Consider the following 16,543-nt stretch of genomic DNA (forward strand, 5'->3'; position numbering starts at 1 on the left):
AAACGGGACCGCAACGGAGGGCCATGGGATTAGTAGGCCTGCAGCCACTTGTTCATACGGGGATGTTCCTCGTTTGTCCAGCGTTCGGATTGACGAATCGTCAGGAAAAGGGCAAAAAGATTGTCCATGGCCGAAACAGCCCGTTCCATGAGATAAATCCGCTCGAGGCACCTGCTGTCGGTGTCTTTTTCATCGGTTGCCTCGACTACCTCCGGTAGTTTCAAAGACTGAAAACCGTATGTATCAGCCTTGAAAGTGAATTCCCAGGTATCCGCGTCAATGCGCAGCCGAATGCGTCCTTCACGTATTTTCTTGCCCTGCCGCAGGGCCTCTTTCCCCTCCTTCAAATCGGTATTGATTCCATGGCAGGTAACCGTTTCGACATCGGTGCCGTTTCCCGATTCGAGAACCAGACGACGGAGAAAAACGACCTCGATTTCATCACCCCGAACGGGGAGGTTGATGGCCCCATTTCTTTCCTCTGATTTGAACCAGAGCCAGGTTAGAAATTCACGGCCTGCCGTTTTGACGTCAATGGCGGAATTGTGTGCCTCTGCATCGTTGGACGTTAAATGCCGGCCTGATCGTTCCCAGGGAAGATACGGCACAGGGATGAACCCGAATGTTTCCTTGAAGATTTCCAGAAAATCCAGGTTGGCAAGTTCTGCCAACGACGTGAAAACAAGCCACTGCCCTGACAGAGACCAGCAGACATCATAAAAAGAGGGGATGGGGAGACTCTGCTGGAGGATCGAGAGGTGAAGACGATCCCGAATATCCTGCTTCTGTTCCCGATAGAGCCGATCCCTGCCTGTTTCGGCAAGATACCTTCTCTCGGCGGTCATAGCCTCCACCTTCAACAGCGAAGCTGGAACCGTTTTCCGGTCCACCCGAAGCGAAAACAGAAGAAAATCACCCTTTACATGGCGGCTATCATCGAACCGTGTGTCCAGAATATCCTCCAGACCCGTCCAGCCCACAATTTTCGTTCGTTCTGAAGTTTCCAGGCCCGAAAATGCGTGGCGAACCAGACGTTCCCGTGCAAAATCGAGGAAACGGTCCGGCAGATTCTCCGCGATTTCATAGCGAGTAAAAGTGAGGGGGCCCTTGAGAATGCCCATAGTTTGCTCCTTTCCATTCAGGTGCGGTCACAATATCCGGCGTTTGAACCCATGCCCTCGCCTACAAGGACATGCCGATTTGCGGGGAGGCGTGCTTCTTACCGGAAGTATGCCCGGTGCGCAGAACTTCTTTCAGCAGGGCCGCGGCCTCCCGATTTCTTTTCTCCGGGGTTTTCGCCCCCATCAGGACAATGATATAACGCTGTTCCCCTTTACAGGCCGTGACGATTGTGTGGTAACCCGACACCCTGGTGAAACCGGTTTTTAATCCATCCACTTCGGGGTATTTTCCTAGAAGCCTGTTACGGTTGGGTTGTGTGATTTCGTGATAGGAATATGACCGCTGTGAATGCAGGTCTAGCGCCCACGGGAATCGGCGGATATAAATATCTGCGAGGATCGCCATGTCGCGGGCGGTCGTGATTCCACCTTTGGCAGGCAGCCCGTGGGGATTGGCAAAACGGCTGTTCTTCATGCCCAGAAGACTGGCGGTCCGATTCATCCGCGCGACAAAAGTGGGTACATCACCGTCGACATACTCCGCCAGGGCGGTGGCCGCATCGTTGGCGGAAACGATTGCCATGCCCTTCATCAGGGTTTCCAGTTCTACTTCGGTGTCCGGTTCCAGAAACATCTGCGACCCGCCTGTCTGCCACGCCTTTTTGCTGATTTTCACTTGGTCGTCCAGATGGATTTTCTTGTTCTGTATTGCCTCGAAGATCACGTAGAGCGAGAGAACCTTGGCGAGAGATGCCGGTTGGATCGGCTCATCGATATTTTTGGCCTTGATGATGGTGCCCGTTGCCGCATTCAACACACAATAGGATTTGGCATGGATCGTGTCGCCAGTTTTATTGCCATGTGCCGGAGACCCGGCAAGGAAAACAAAAACGAGGACGATGCACAAAAGGTATTTACGCATATTCATTCCGTAAACTTTGCAGACTCCCGTTCCATTCCACATCATCTGTAACGGGGCGATAAGCGGAATGCACAAATAGGCCATTGTGCGGTCTCTGTCAAGAGGTCTTCGTCGAATCCTGAAAAGGAACATGGGCGGTGAAAAGCAGGCGATCAGGACATCGAGGGCCGTAAACGGCCCTTGCGGGACTGTTTAGGATTGCAATTATTCATGATTGGGAATAGAAAGAAACGCACCAGTGATGGAAGGATTGAACAACATGGCGGGTATTTATGAAATCCACGTCAAAACGCATTTTTCGGCGGCCCACACCTTGACCGGTTATCCCGGCGATTGCGCCCGTCTTCACGGTCATAACTGGAATGTTGAATTGTTTGTACGCTGTAAGGGTTTGGATGACATCGGTATTGGGATCGATTTTCGGACGGTTAAGGAAAAGATCAACCGGATTCTGGAAGGATTGGACCATAGAAACCTCAATGATTTGAGTATATTTCGTGGCACAAACCCCACATCGGAAATTGTTGCCCGTTATCTTTACGGTGCCTTGCAGCGAGATTTGAATGACGGCCGGGTTTGGATTTCCAAAGTGAAGGTTTCAGAAACGGATGACGCTGGGGCTTTTTACTGGGAGGAATAGTTGTCTCTCATTGTCAATGAAATCTTCCACAGTCTTCAGGGAGAATCATCCCATGCGGGACGGCCTTGCGTTTTCGTCCGCCTGACAGGATGCAACCTACGCTGTTCTTACTGCGATACGCGCTATGCCTATGATGAAGGGGAGGCGATGGATGTGGAGGAGGTCATCGGGCGTGTTTCCGCCTTTCCCTGCCGACTTGTGGAGGTGACGGGAGGAGAACCGCTCCTGCAGAGGAAAACCCCGGGTTTGATCAAAATGATGCTCGATAGAGGCTTCGAAGTACTCTTGGAAACAAACGGTACCAGGGATATCGGCTCCATTGACTCCCGTTGTGTCCGTATTGTCGATATCAAGTGTCCTTCCAGCGGCGAAGCGGAGAAAAATGACTTCGGGAATTTTTCTCACCTGACTTCGCGGGACGAGATCAAGTTTGTCATGATGGATCGTAGAGATTACGATTATGCGGTGGGTATTCTAGCCCGATACAGGGATGTTTGCACGGCGGCCAAACCCCCTCTGTTCTCGCCGATCTTGGGAATGCTGGAACCGTCAGTACTCGCAGAATGGATTCTCAATGACGGTCTGCCCGTGCGTATGCAGTTGCAACTCCAAAAAATTATATGGGGTCAGGAAGTCAGGGGGGTCTAGGAGGAATTAATGCCAAAAAGGAAGAAAGCGATCGTTCTTTTAAGCGGCGGCCTCGACTCAACCACATTGATTGCCATGGCGAAGGAAGAAGGTTATCTCCTTCATGCATTGACCTTTTGTTATGGTCAAAGGCATCATCAGGAATTAGAGGCGGCGAAACGGGTGGCCGAATTCTTTCGGGTTCAGGAACATCGCATCGTTGATATTGATCTGCGTGCGTTCGGCGGCTCCGCCCTGACCGGCAATGTCGATGTGCCTAAGCGAAACACGATTGCCCCTGTCGGTGAAATACCGGTGACTTATGTACCCGCCCGGAATACGATTTTCTTGAGCTATGGCCTGGCTTGGGCGGAGGTCCTGGGGAGCGGCGATATTTTTATCGGGGTCAATGCCATTGATTACAGCGGTTATCCGGACTGCCGGCCCGAGTTTATCGCGGCGTATGAAAAGATGGCGAACCTTGCAACCAGGGCCGCCGTGGAGGGAAAAATTCCTGTATCAATTCGTATCCCCCTTATGTATTTGTCGAAGGGGGAGATTATTCGGACGGGATTGAGCCTCGGCGTCGACTACAGCATGACCATGACCTGTTACGACCCGTCCCCCGATGGCTTGGCTTGTGGGCAATGTGATAGCTGCCTGTTGCGGAAAAAGGGCTTCGCCGAGGCCGGCATGAGCGATCCGCTTTCCTATCGTCAATAGACACCCAGCGGTAATTATGATAGTAAACACGAATATTTTACAAACGACGGGTTTGTCATGGGCATAAAGAAAATCGGCATCATAGCGAATATCGACAAGGAAAGATCTGACGAGTATACCATCCAACTTCGAGACTGGCTTTTGGTCCGTGGTTTCAAGGTCTATCTGGAAAAACACACGGCACGCAAAGTGGGCAAGAGGGACGGTATGGATCGCCGCCACCTGGCATCGGTGGTTGATTTGATCATAGCCTTTGGGGGTGACGGAACGATTCTGCGACTCGCCCATTTTATCCGGGGAATTGAAATTCCCATCGTGGGACTTAATATGGGTGGTTTCGGCTATCTGACGGAAGTGAATCTCAGCGAGATGTTCTGTTCTCTGGAACGGATTCTATCCGGGAATTTTGAAATGGAGAAACGGATGATGCTCGATGTCGCTATCAAAGGCCAGGATGCCGAAATAGAAGAACAGGCGGTTCTCAACGATGTCGTTATCGGTCGGGGACATCTTTCTCGGATGGTCGAATTGGAGGTTTTCGTTAATGATGCGTTTCTGACGACCTTCAAGGCTGATGGGATCATCGTTTCCACGCCCACGGGTTCTACCGCTTATTCCCTTTCCGCCGGGGGACCGATTGTTTATCCCAAAATGGCCTGCATGGTCATCAGTCCTTTGTGTCCGCACACCCTGACCAACCGCCCGATTATTCTGCCCGCGGACGTGGTGGTGACGGCAAAACTTATTACCCGTGAACCGGGGGCCATGGTGACCCTGGACGGGCAAATATCCTACGACCTCAAGACCGGGGATACCGTAACCGTTTGCCGGTCTCCCTACGTGACAAACCTGATCTCCTCGCCGCTTCGCGATTACTGGGAGATTCTCCGATCAAAACTGGGTTGGGGGAGACTGCCGGGGGGATCAATGAACAACAAGCCATGCTGACCGATCTCAGGATCAAAAATTTTGCTATCATCGGGGAATTACAGATCTCCTTGGAAGAAGGCCTGACGGTGCTGACGGGAGAGACTGGCGCGGGTAAGTCCATTGTTCTGGGCGCCCTTGGCCTCGTACAGGGTGATCGCGCAACCCCCGATTTGATTCGCACCGATGAAGACGAGGCCGTTGTCGAGGCGGTTTTTGATATTGCAGGCCGTTTTACGCTTCAAGAGAAGCTTCGGGAGATGGGATTGGAAGCAGCCGATACACTTGTTCTGAAAAGGATCGTTTCCCGGTCGGAGCGAAACCGGGTTTTTATCAACGGCTCCTCCGCCACCTTGGGGATGCTCACCACGCTGAGCGAACCTCTGATTGATATCTGCAGTCAACGGGAGCACCAGGTGTTTCTTAATCCGGACAATCACATTGATCTTCTGGATGACTTTGGCGACTTGTTTCCCTTGAGAAACGAATATGAGGAGATGTACGGAAAATATCAGACGCTTCGGGAACAACGGCGGGCGTTGCAGAAGCGAGCAAAAAATCGAGACGAGAGAGTGGACTACCTCACTTTCCAGCTTCGGGAAATTGATCAGTCCTCCCTACAGGAAGGCGAAGAAGAGGCGCTGCGGGAGGAAAAAAAATTCCTGACCAATATTCAAAAACTGGAAAGCCACGCCAACAAGGCCTACGATACGCTTTATGGACAGGACGAGTCAATTCTGGAGAAACTCCGATTCGTGCAGACTGAAATCAAGTCGATCAACGAGATCGACGATCGCTTCCCGACCCAAGCCGAGGGCTTGGATGCCATCTATTACGGACTTGAAGAACTCTGCTTTTCCCTGCGTGATTATTGCAAGACATTGATTGTCGATCCACAGCGTCTGGACACGATCGAAGAGCGTTTGGCCCTGCTGCAGGAGTTTAAACGAAAGTACGGACATAGTATTGCCGGTATTCTCGAAGAACGGGAAGCCATTGCCTTGGAACTGAACGAACTTTCGCAGCTGAAAGATGATATGGGAGCCTTGGATGCTCAGGTTGCCCTCTGCCTTCAGGAACTGGAACAAAAGGCGCAATCTCTGTCTGATGCTCGTCAGGCCGCAGCCCGCAGGATGGAAGGCGCCATGGAGGATGAATTCAAGACCTTGAAAATGGTTGCCTCTGTCTTTCATGTCAAGTTTGCCTGGCATGCGGAAAAAGGCCTCGCCCTGGGGCCGAAGGGGTGGGATCAGGTTGAATTTTACCTCTCCACCAATGTCGGAGAGGCGTTGAAGCCTATGACACGCATCGCTTCCGGAGGCGAACTTTCCAGGATTATTCTGGCAATGAGGAGGATCATGCTACAAACTGATCCGGTTGCAACGATGATATTCGACGAGGTGGACAGCGGTGTCGGAGGGGCTACGGCGGAGGTGATCGGTGAGAAACTTCGGGACTTGGCCGGCCGCCATCAGATCCTCTGCATTACCCACCTGCCCCAGATCGCCTGCTTCGGCGATCACCACCTCCGTATTTCCAAGGCGGTTATAGAGGGCCGGACCCATGTTCGCCTCAGTGTCTTGTCAGACGAAGAAAGGGTTGATGAAATTGCGCACATGATGGGGGGCGGCAGCTTCACAGAGATAGCCAGAAAATGTGCGGGCGAGTACAGGCGGTCCCTGACAAGAAAATCGACAGAACCGGCATAACCGGGGTCGAGGTTGTTCCTGCGCGATCTTGTTTTGACGCCCGTGTCGTTATGAGATATACAGCGGGACAAAATATTTGTCACCTTTGATCAGTGGGCGGCCTGTGGCGGAACCGATGTTTCGTGTGAGGAAAACGGCGACAAAAGGTCAGGCAGTCACCATCAGACAATGAGGGATATGAATGAAGGGAATTCGGATCCATGCTCAGAAAAGCTCGTATCGGTGATGTCCGGGCCATACACAGAATGATCAACCTGTCTTCCCAGAAGGGAGAAATGCTTCCCCGTTCCCTTATGGATATCTACGGCAACCTGCGGGATTTTTTCGTATATTACGACAAAGATGAACGCTCCGTTATCGGTATTTGCGCCATGAGCATCATTTGGGAAAATCTTGCCGAAATCCGTTCTCTTTATGTGGAACAAGAACATCGTCGTAGAGGTATCGCCAAAAAGCTTGTCGAGGCCTGCATTTCTGAAGCCATCACCCTTGAGCTTTTTCGTGTATTTACCTTGACCTATCAGACGTCCTTTTTTACACGCCTGGGTTTTCATGAAGTGGACCGTTCCACCCTGCCCGAAAAAATCTGGTCTGATTGCTTCCGCTGCTCAAAATATCCGGATTTCTGTGATGAAACGGCCATGATTTTGGAATTATGACGATGTATGTGTTGTTTTGTCGCATTTTTGTCCTGGTTTTTCTTTTACTCTTTTCCGGGTGCGCCTCTGAGCCCGTTCTCAGGAAGGACACGTTGAAGCCCGTTCCCCCTCCCGTTGAATCCATGATGGAAGAGCCCCTTCCGACAGAGACGGCAGTGAGACGACAAACCGTCTATAGAAATACGGGGATTGTGTACCCTCTTGTCCCGGTTCGATCTGGTGAGATTGTATTGACAGGAGATGATCTGGATATGGCATCGCTGCAACTGGCCATAGAGAGAAGCTTGGCCTACTATGACCGTCTGTCACCGGGTCTGCAGTATCGTATCGGAAGCACCCTTTATAGTGTCCAGGACCTGAAGGAATCTCTTTTGCTGTTCCTGCGAATCTGTCTTAACTCCGCCTCCATCGGGGAAAGGGATGAGAAAATCCGGGAGAATTTTGATATCTATCAGGCCACCCATGGCGAGCCGGGCAAAGTCGTTTTCACTGGTTACTATGAACCGGAACTCAGAGGCTCGATGGAGCGAACGGAACAGTACCGCCACCCCATTTACCGGGTGCCGGATGATGCCGTCGTGGTCTCCCTGGGCAAGTTTTTTCCGAAATACAAAGGGGAAAGAATTATCGGCAGACTGGAAGACGGAGAGCTGCTACCATATCCCGCCAGAGCGGAGATCGATGGCGAAGGGTGCCTTGCGGGGAAGGGACTCGAGATCGTTTGGGTGGACGATCCGGTGGAACTTTTTTATCTCCATATCCAGGGTTCCGGAAAGATCATTCTTCCCGATGGGACCGAAATCCGGATCAATTATGCCCAATCCAACGGCAGGGCTTTCAAAGGCGCCTCGTCGTGTCTGCTGAGAAGCGGGAAAATCACGTCATCCCAGATGTCTCTTCGGTATGTGAAGCGATATCTGCAGGAACATCCGGAAGACCTTGACCTGCTCCATAAGAACGAAAGTTACATTTTTTTCAAGATCGTACCTGAGGGTCCGCTGGGGTCCCTCAACGTGCCGTTGACGGCGGGACGATCCCTGGCCGCGGATCCGGCTATTTTCCCCAAAGGAGGTCTTGTCTTCATCAGGGCCCGTAAACCCATTCTGAATGAGAAGGGGAATCTTCTGTCGTGGCAGCCCTTCGGCCGCTTCGCTCTTTTGCAGGACGCGGGCGGAATGATCAAGGGGCCGGGAAGAATCGATATTTTCTGCGGTTCCGGCAAGGGGGCGGAACACATTGCCGGCAGCATTAAAGAAAAGGGTAGTCTGTATTTCTTGATCAAAAAACCTGAGGCGGTTAAGGCAATGGAGCCGGCCCGATAACAGTTCACGTTGATTATTTTGGGTGCTGCATCTTTGAGGACGGTCATCCCTTCCCGTCAGTTCGGCACTTACCGCATGGTCCCTTCGGAGAATATTATTCAGTCAGGTTTTGCCGTTGCTGCTGATGATCATCACGAACGAACCGGGGGGAATGATGAAGGATGAAACAGGGCGGTTTTTTTACTGTGGGAAGCGTCAGTTGAACGCAGGAAAAGAGAGGGGGGTGGGACAATGAAACTGAGAGTAATGATTTTGTCTTTTTTCATGATCCTTATGGCGGCGAATGGACAGGCGGGGTTGCTTGGTGATTTTATAAAAGGGCTCTCTTCACCGGGTGTTTCGTCTCCTGACGCACAGACTACGGCATCGGGCCTGAAAGAGGCGCTGACAGTCGGTGCAGAGAAGGCGGTCGGACTGCTCTCAAGGGAGGATGGATATTTCGAGAATCATATGGTGAAGATCCTTGTACCGAAACAGATTCAGAAGGTGGCGGATGTCCTGGTTAAAGTCGGGTATCGGCAACAGGTTGATGAGTTTGTCCTGAGCATGAACCGGGCGGCGGAAGCGGCTGCGCCGCAGGCCAAGGATATTTTTGTCAGTGCCGTGCGACAGATGACGTTCGAAGAGGCCATAAATATTCTCAGGGGTGATCAGACAGCCGCCACGGAGTATTTGAAATCGAAAACGTACAGTTCTCTTGCGGATCGTTTCAATCCAATCATTGCCGAAGCCATGGATAACTACGATGTTACCCGGCGCTACGAGTCATTGATCGGGACCTACAGCAAAACACTTCCTTTTATCAACCTCGAATCCCTTGATCTTGATCGGTACGTGACCAATAAGGCTTTGGACGGTGTTTTCTATATGATCGGGGAAGAGGAAAAGGAAATCAGGGCCAACCCAGCAGCCCGTGTAACGGATCTGTTGAAGACGGTTTTCGGTGGGTGAGCCCCCTGTTTCCCGTGGCGGCGAAACGATGAGTGCTCCTTTTGGGCGGATGCCATCTCTGTACGCCAGCCTTTCGACCCGGATGCGGTCCACACGAATATTTTTACGAAAGGGATTCTCTTGTCTGTGAATTTACCGAAAGCCAAGCCTTTCCTGGGGTTGAGGAAACTGTTTCACGTTCTGGTTTCCTCTATCGCCCCGCTTGCTTACTGGTATCTGCCATTCTGGATTCCAGTCATGGAAGTCCGAGATTTCGTATTGACGGTACTCTTGTTCGCCCTGATCGTCTTTCTCGTTTTAGACACGACAAGACTTCTGTTTCCCCCTGTAAACCGCTGGATCATGAAGCATTTTTCTGGCTTGATTCGTGAGACCGAAAGGAAAAAAATGACCGGTGCGACTTATACCTGCCTGTCCTTTCTTGTCGTGGTCTTTTTGTTTCCCCGGGACATTGCCGTTGCGGCCATGCTGTTCCTGACCTTGGGGGATACGGCGGCGGAAATAGCCGGCAATAATTGGGGACGGAAAAGATACCGGGGTCGCTCTCTGGAGGGGATGGCCGGATTCTTTACAGCGGTTCTGCCGTTGTCGTGGATAATTTTTCAAAACGGTGTCGTGGCTTTTACCGGAGCCGTCGTGGGGGCATGGATCGAATTTTTTTCCGTCGGTGTTGATGATAATCTGACGGTGCCGCTTCTTTCGGCGGCAGGACTCTGGTGCTTATCCTATGTTGTGTGATGGAGAGGAATCACCATGGGTGGACGATCCGGTGATAAAAACAGTCACGGCGGCGATTCTTGTCCATGAGGGAAAAATATTGATTGCATGGCGCGGAGTAAATGATAGGCTTGCGGGTCACTGGGAATTTCCCGGCGGAACTTTGGAAGTCGGGGAATCCCCCGAAGACTGTCTGGCGAGGGAATTGCGGGAGGAATTCGCCATCGAAATCGAGGTGGGTACCTTTGTCGGCGAGAGCGTCTATCATTACAACCACGGTGCGATCTGTCTGATCGCCTATCTGGCCCGCTGGAAGGGCGGCTCTCTTGAGTGCCGGGTCCATGAACGGTTCGCCTGGGTTCATATCGAGGAACTCGGGGGCTACGTGTTTTCCCCGGCGGATTTACCTTTTGTAAAATGTCTGCAACATGGTGAAATCAGCATAGATTAAGAAACGTTACGCAGCGGGTATTTGCCGATCCAGCGATACCATGCTATGGGGAATGAGAGCATAAATTCGTATTTTTACGGAACCTGCCGGGAACGGGAAGGAGAGGCTGAGAGGCGATCATGTTGGAGGAAGAGGGAATTGTTGTCGAGGCAGTCGGTACAACCGCGAGGGTGGTGATCGAGAAAAAAAACGCCTGCGAAACCTGTGCTGCCGTCGCTATATGTCATCCGTCTGCACAGGACTATGTCGAAGTGGAGAATCCCCTGGGGGCGGTCAAAGGTCAGAGGGTAAAAATCGTTGTGGAGCCGCAGCGGTATTTCAAAGCCTCTGTAATTCTCTATGGCGTTCCCGTTCTTGCTTTTATCGCCATGGCGTTGATGGGCAAACTCGCGGCGACTGCTTTACTGGGTGATACCCATTCCGATCTGTGGGCCTTTGTCGCCGCCTGTGCTGCCGTGGGGATCACTTACAAACTGATTATAAATTACCATCGTCGGACTTCCCGGAATCGTGCATACCATCCGGTCATTACGAAAATCATGGAGACCGGTGTATAGGGGTCTGGTCGTATCGACCTCCGAGAGATCAAGGTGATAAGGGAAACCGGTCCGGGTTCGATTCACTTACCGATACGTCGATTGTTTTTTCCCTCGTGATCTTGGAGAGTTGTGGTGTGCCAGAGCCGTTTTTTGATCGGGAATGACTGTGGTTCCCCTCGGCTAGATTATGGGCAATCGTCTTGTAGGCGCTTTGAGAAGGGGCGATTCAAAATCTTTCATCCCCATCTTGACAGGATAGAATTGATGTTTATTATAGCGTCGATTTAATTCCTAGGGAAAATCCATAACAAGAAATCATATAATTGAGAAAGGAGAGATTGGGGATGAAAATCAGACCATTACAAGACAGGGTTATTGTGAAGCGTTTGGAAGAAGAGGAGAAAACCAAGGGAGGTATCATCATTCCGGATACAGCCAAGGAAAAGCCCATCGAGGGCGAGGTCATCGCGGTCGGCAAGGGCAAAATCCTGGAGGACGGCAAAGTCGCCAAACTGGACGTAAAAGTGGGTGACCGTGTGCTTTTCAGCAAGTACGGCGGTACGGAGGTGAAAATTGACGGTGTGGATTACCTCATCATGAGGGAAGACGATATACTGGGCATCATTGATAAGAAATAACCGAGATAAGGAGGAGTCGTCATAATGGGAGCAAAGATTCTACAGTACGATGAAGAAGCAAGGAAATCCATCCTGAAGGGTGTCAACACCTTGGCGGATGCCGTGAAAGTGACCTTGGGGCCCAGAGGCCGTAACGTTATCCTGGATAAAAGTTTCGGTGCGCCGACCGTCACCAAGGACGGCGTGACTGTGGCCAAGGAGATTGAGCTGGAGGATAAATTCGAAAACATGGGTGCCCAAATGGTTCGTGAAGTGGCGAGCAAAACCAGTGATGTCGCCGGTGACGGAACCACAACGGCCACCATTCTGGCTCAAGCCATCTATCGGGAGGGGGTCAAGGCTGTTGCGGCCGGCAGCAATCCCATGGATGTCAAATGGGGTACCGACAAGGCCGCGGAGCCGGTGGTCGCAGAGCTGAAAAAACGGAGCAAGCCTACCAAAGATTAGAAGGAAATCGCACAAGTGGGTACCGTTTCCGCCAATAATGACGAAGATATTGGAAACATTATCGCCGAATCGATGGGCAAGGTTGGTAAAGAGGGCGTAATCACGGTCGAGGAGGCCAAAGGACTGGAAACGGAACTGGATATCGTTGAGGGGATGCAATTCGACCGCGGCTATCTTTCTCCTTACTTTGTTACCAATCCGGAAAAGATGGAAGTCAGTCTCTCTGATTGTTACATCCTGATCAACGAGAAGAAAATCAGTGGCATGAAGGACCTCCTCCCCATCCTTGAACAGATCGCAAAAATGGGCTCTCCCCTGCTGATCATCGCTGAAGATATCGAAGGGGAAGCGCTGGCGACATTGGTCGTGAACAAAATCCGCGGGACCCTCCATGTGGCGGCCGTGAAGGCACCTGGTTTCGGTGACCGACGGAAGGCCATGCTTGAGGATATTGCCACCCTGACGGGGGGGAAGCTGATCTCCGAGGATATGGGCGCGAAGTTGGAGAACGCCACGATTGACGATCTGGGGAAGGCCAAGCGCATCACCATAGACAAGGACAACACGACCATTATCGATGGTGCCGGAAGCCGCGAGGATATTGAAGGCCGTGTCAAGCAGATTCGTGTTCAGATTGAGGAGACAACCTCCGATTACGACCGCGAGAAACTTCAGGAGAGATTGGCGAAACTTGTCGGTGGTGTTGCTGTAATCAGAGTCGGTGCCGCGACGGAAACGGAAATGAAGGAAAAAAAGGCACGGGTCGAAGACGCGCTCAATGCGACCCGGGCAGCCGTTGAAGAAGGGATCGTTCCTGGCGGCGGCGTCGCCTACCTGAGGACACTGGGGGCGTTGGATGGGCTTAAACTCTCTGGCGACGAACAGATCGGTGTGAGTATTGTGAAAAAGGCTCTCGAGGAGCCCCTCCGGCTGATCGCACAGAACGCGGGCATGGAGGGAAGCATTGTTGTTGAGAAGGTCAAGGAGAAGAAGGGGGCCTTCGGATTCAATGCCAGAACGGAAAAATACGAAGACATGATTGGCGCCGGTGTTATTGATCCAACCAAGGTGGCTCGCTTTGCCCTGCAGAACGCAGCCAGTGTTGCGTCGCTGATGCTTACGACCCAGTGCATGATTGCCGACAAACCGGAGGATAAATCAGCCATGCCGGCCATGCCTCCCGGGGGAGGTTATCCCGGTATGGGTATGTAACTGATTGTTGGAGACATAGGCAAATGGTCAAGAAGGGCCTCCGATTGTTGCAAATCGGAGGCCTTTCTTACTTCTTCTTGAAAGACTATGGTTTATGTGGTAGTTAGGCAGCCAAATCTCCTGGAGGCGTTTTGAATGGATTATAAAAGTACCTTGAATTTGCCTAAAACGGGCTTCCCCATGAAGGCCAATCTCTCCCAGAAAGAACCGGAGATCCTCGGGCTTTGGGAAGATATGAGCATCTACACCTGCATCAGGGGCGCTTCCCGGAAGATGACACCATACATCTTGCATGACGGTCCTCCTTACGCCAATGGGAACATTCATCTCGGCACGGCACTGAACAAAGTCATCAAAGATATCGTCATCAAGTCCAAAAATATGTCCGGTTTTGACTGTATTTATGTTCCGGGGTGGGATTGCCATGGCCTTCCTATAGAACATCAGGTGGATAAAGAACTGGGGGAGAAAAAAGGAACCCTGTCGCAGGTTGAAAAACGCTTGGCCTGCCGGAGTTATGCCGGAAAATTTGTTGACTTGCAGCGGAAGCAGTTCAAACGCCTCGGTGTGTTCGGGGACTGGGAAAAACCTTATCTCACCATGGAATACGACTATGAGGCGACGACGGTTGAAGAATTCGGAAAACTCTACCTCAATGGCAGTGTCTATAAAGGGAAGAAACCCGTTTACTGGTGTGCCACCTGCAAAACCGCCCTGGCGGAAGCCGAAGTCGAATATGCGGAACATCATACGCCGTCGATTTATGTCAAATTTGCTGTGGTTTCCGATATAGCCGCCGTTCGCCCGAAGCTGGCGGGGGAAAAGGTCCATTTTGTCATCTGGACCACCACGCCTTGGACCATTCCGGCCAACTTGGCCATCGCTCTCCATGAAAAGTTCCTCTATGCGGCTGTAAAGGTCCGCGGCGAGGTACTCATCGTGGCCAAGGAACTCCTCGACTATTGTCTGGACGCTTTCGGCTGGCGTAATGAACCCCACGATATCCTGGATGAGTTTCTTGGAGTGGAGGCAGAGGGACAGCGCTGTCGTCATCCATTGTATGACCGGGAAAGCATCATCATTATCGCGCCCTTTGTCACCCTTGATGCCGGAACCGGCTGTGTCCACATTGCCCCCGGCCACGGCCAGGAAGACTATGAAATCGGTATGCAATACGGGCTGGATAATTACGCGCCCGTCGATGTGGACGGCAGGTTTACTCCCGACGTCGAGTTCTTTTCCGGTCAGTTTGTCTTTGATGCCAACGAGGCGGTCAATGCGAAACTCGAAGAGCTGGGGAGCCTTCTCGGTAACATTGATTTTGAGCATTCCTATCCACATTGCTGGCGATGTAAACAGCCGATCATTTTTCGTTCCACAGAACAGTGGTTCATTTCCATGGAGAAAAACGATCTGCGAAGAAAGGCCCTTCAATGTATTGATAAGGTCGAGTGGATTCCCGGTTGGGGTCACGGCCGGATCTATGGGATGATCGAAAATCGCCCCGACTGGTGTATTTCCCGCCAGCGCCTGTGGGGTGTTCCCCTCACGATTTTTTACTGCGAACACTGCAACCAGGAATTGTTGACGAAAGAACTTCTGGATCGGCTGGTTGCCCTGATTAAAGAGCATGGCGCCGACGTCTGGTTTGAAAAAGACACGAAGGAGCTGATGTTTCCCGGTACGGTCTGCCCGGTATGCGGCCATGAACATTTCCGGAAGGAAACAAACATTTTGGATGTATGGTTTGACTCCGGTGTAAGCCATGCCGCCGTGCTGGAGAGATGGCCCGACCTGTCGTCGCCGGCGGACATGTATCTGGAAGGCAACGATCAGCATCGGGGATGGTTCCATTCGTCGCTTTTGGAGTGTGTCGGCACGCGGGGCCGGGCACCCTATAAAAGCGTCCTGACACATGGGTTCGTCGTGGACGGCGAAGGGAAAAAAATGTCCAAGTCGGTCGGCAATGTCATTGAGTCGCAGCAGATCATTGATCAGTATGGTGCGGAAATCCTCCGGCTCTGGGTGGCTTCTGAAGATTATACCGAAGATATCCGTGTTTCGGATGAAATTTTGAAGCGGCTTGTCGACGCCTACAGACGCATCCGCAATACGGGACGCTATATTTTGGGTAATCTCAATGGTTTCGATCCCGATAAGGATTTATTGGAGATCGATGATCTCCAGGAAATGGATCGGTGGATTCTTCATCGTTTGCAGGAAGTCATCCGCCGGGTCCGGGGCGCTTACGAGGAGTTCCAGTTCCATGTGGCTTACTACACCCTCTATAATTTCTGTGCCGTCGATCTGAGCGCCCTGTATCTGGATGTGCTGAAGGACAGGCTCTACACATCCGGGACGAAATCGAAGGCAAGACGTTCAGCCCAGACGGCGATATACCGGATTCTCGATACCATGGTTCGCCTGTTGGCGCCTATCCTGGCCTTCACTGCGGAAGAAATCTGGGCTGCCTTACCGGAATGCGCGGGTAAAGCAAAAAGTGTCCATTTGACGCAGTTTCCATCGGTAGACGAACGCTTTCATGACGCAGAGTTGGCGGAACGCTGGAAAACCATGATTGCCGTCCGGGCGGAAGTTTCCAAAGTAATCGAAACGGCCAGGCAGGGTAAAATAATCGGGCATTCCCTGGACGCCGCCGTGGATTTATCCTTGCCGCCGAAGCTGCTTGAAGCGCTTCATGGCTGTGAGGGGGATATGCGTGCGTTGCTGATTGTTTCGCAACTGCAATTTGTCGATCGGGAACAACTGACCGATCCGACAGTCAGTGAAGCCATAGACGGTCTCATGATCTCTGTATCGAAAGCAAAGGGGCAAAAATGCGATCGTTGCTGGATTTACAGTCCGACTGTGGGGATGAATTCGGAACATCCCGCGATTTGCGCCCGATGCGCTGAGACGGTTTCTGAAATCGGCTGAT

The 16,543-nt window shown here is 51.8% G+C and carries 15 protein-coding genes and 1 pseudogene; 14 read left to right on the forward strand and 2 right to left on the reverse strand.

Annotation, left to right across the window (positions count from 1 at the left end; translation table 11 throughout):
- Window positions 1–29: 29 nt before the first annotated feature.
- A complete protein-coding gene (locus GX147_02725; protein NLN59624.1) occupies window positions 30–1,121 on the reverse strand; it encodes a recombination-associated protein RdgC in 1,092 nt (363 codons plus the stop codon).
- Window positions 1,122–1,182: 61 nt separating this feature from the next.
- Window positions 1,183–2,127 (reverse strand): D-alanyl-D-alanine carboxypeptidase, encoded by a 945-nt coding sequence (locus GX147_02730; protein NLN59625.1) that lies wholly within the window; start codon window positions 2,125–2,127, stop codon window positions 1,183–1,185.
- Between the two features lie 175 nt (window positions 2,128–2,302).
- Between GX147_02730 and GX147_02735 the strand changes: the two genes are divergently transcribed.
- From GX147_02735 to ileS, 14 genes and pseudogenes are all read left to right on the forward strand, one after another.
- A complete protein-coding gene (locus GX147_02735; protein NLN59626.1) occupies window positions 2,303–2,683 on the forward strand; it encodes a 6-carboxytetrahydropterin synthase in 381 nt (126 codons plus the stop codon).
- Window positions 2,684–3,331, forward strand: a complete 648-nt coding sequence (locus tag GX147_02740) for a radical SAM protein (GenBank protein NLN59627.1) — start codon at window positions 2,684–2,686, stop codon at window positions 3,329–3,331.
- Window positions 3,332–3,340: 9 nt separating this feature from the next.
- Window positions 3,341–4,033: a 7-cyano-7-deazaguanine synthase QueC gene (queC, locus tag GX147_02745; GenBank protein ID NLN59628.1), complete on the forward strand. Its 693-nt coding sequence runs from the start codon at window positions 3,341–3,343 to the stop codon at window positions 4,031–4,033.
- Between the two features lie 57 nt (window positions 4,034–4,090).
- Entirely contained in the window at window positions 4,091–4,981 is an 891-nt protein-coding gene (locus GX147_02750) for an NAD(+)/NADH kinase (protein ID NLN59629.1), read from the forward strand.
- A complete protein-coding gene (gene recN / locus GX147_02755) occupies window positions 4,975–6,669 on the forward strand; it encodes a DNA repair protein RecN (GenBank protein ID NLN59630.1) in 1,695 nt (564 codons plus the stop codon). Before GX147_02750 ends, recN begins: the two co-directional genes overlap by 7 nt.
- 200 nt (window positions 6,670–6,869) lie before the next feature.
- Window positions 6,870–7,328: an N-acetyltransferase gene (locus GX147_02760; protein NLN59631.1), complete on the forward strand. Its 459-nt coding sequence runs from the start codon at window positions 6,870–6,872 to the stop codon at window positions 7,326–7,328.
- Window positions 7,325–8,650, forward strand: coding sequence for a transglycosylase (locus tag GX147_02765; protein ID NLN59632.1), 1,326 nt, complete (start codon window positions 7,325–7,327; stop codon window positions 8,648–8,650). Before GX147_02760 ends, GX147_02765 begins: the two co-directional genes overlap by 4 nt.
- A gap of 231 nt (window positions 8,651–8,881) precedes the next feature.
- Window positions 8,882–9,601, forward strand: coding sequence for a DUF4197 domain-containing protein (locus GX147_02770; GenBank protein ID NLN59633.1), 720 nt, complete (start codon window positions 8,882–8,884; stop codon window positions 9,599–9,601).
- A gap of 126 nt (window positions 9,602–9,727) precedes the next feature.
- The gene (locus tag GX147_02775) at window positions 9,728–10,339 is read left to right on the forward strand and encodes a hypothetical protein (protein ID NLN59634.1); all 612 of its coding nucleotides are present in this window, start codon (window positions 9,728–9,730) and stop codon (window positions 10,337–10,339) included.
- A complete protein-coding gene (locus GX147_02780; GenBank protein ID NLN59635.1) occupies window positions 10,329–10,769 on the forward strand; it encodes a (deoxy)nucleoside triphosphate pyrophosphohydrolase in 441 nt (146 codons plus the stop codon). The genes GX147_02775 and GX147_02780 overlap by 11 nt, the downstream gene beginning before the upstream one ends.
- 119 nt (window positions 10,770–10,888) lie before the next feature.
- A complete protein-coding gene (locus tag GX147_02785) occupies window positions 10,889–11,326 on the forward strand; it encodes a SoxR reducing system RseC family protein (GenBank protein NLN59636.1) in 438 nt (145 codons plus the stop codon).
- Window positions 11,327–11,652: 326 nt separating this feature from the next.
- Window positions 11,653–11,946 carry a co-chaperone GroES gene (locus GX147_02790; GenBank protein ID NLN59637.1) on the forward strand — a complete coding sequence of 98 codons (294 nt, stop codon included), beginning with the start codon at window positions 11,653–11,655 and terminating at the stop codon, window positions 11,944–11,946.
- A 24-nt stretch (window positions 11,947–11,970) separates the two neighbouring features.
- A pseudogene (gene groL / locus GX147_02795) lies at window positions 11,971–13,605 on the forward strand (chaperonin GroEL).
- A 135-nt stretch (window positions 13,606–13,740) separates the two neighbouring features.
- Entirely contained in the window at window positions 13,741–16,542 is a 2,802-nt protein-coding gene (gene ileS, locus GX147_02800; GenBank protein ID NLN59638.1) for an isoleucine--tRNA ligase, read from the forward strand.
- The last annotated feature ends 1 nt before the right edge of the window (window position 16,543 follow it).

It is taken from the genome of Deltaproteobacteria bacterium (assembly GCA_012522415.1).
In the GTDB taxonomy this organism is placed as follows: Bacteria; Desulfobacterota; Syntrophia; order Syntrophales; family JAAYKM01; genus JAAYKM01.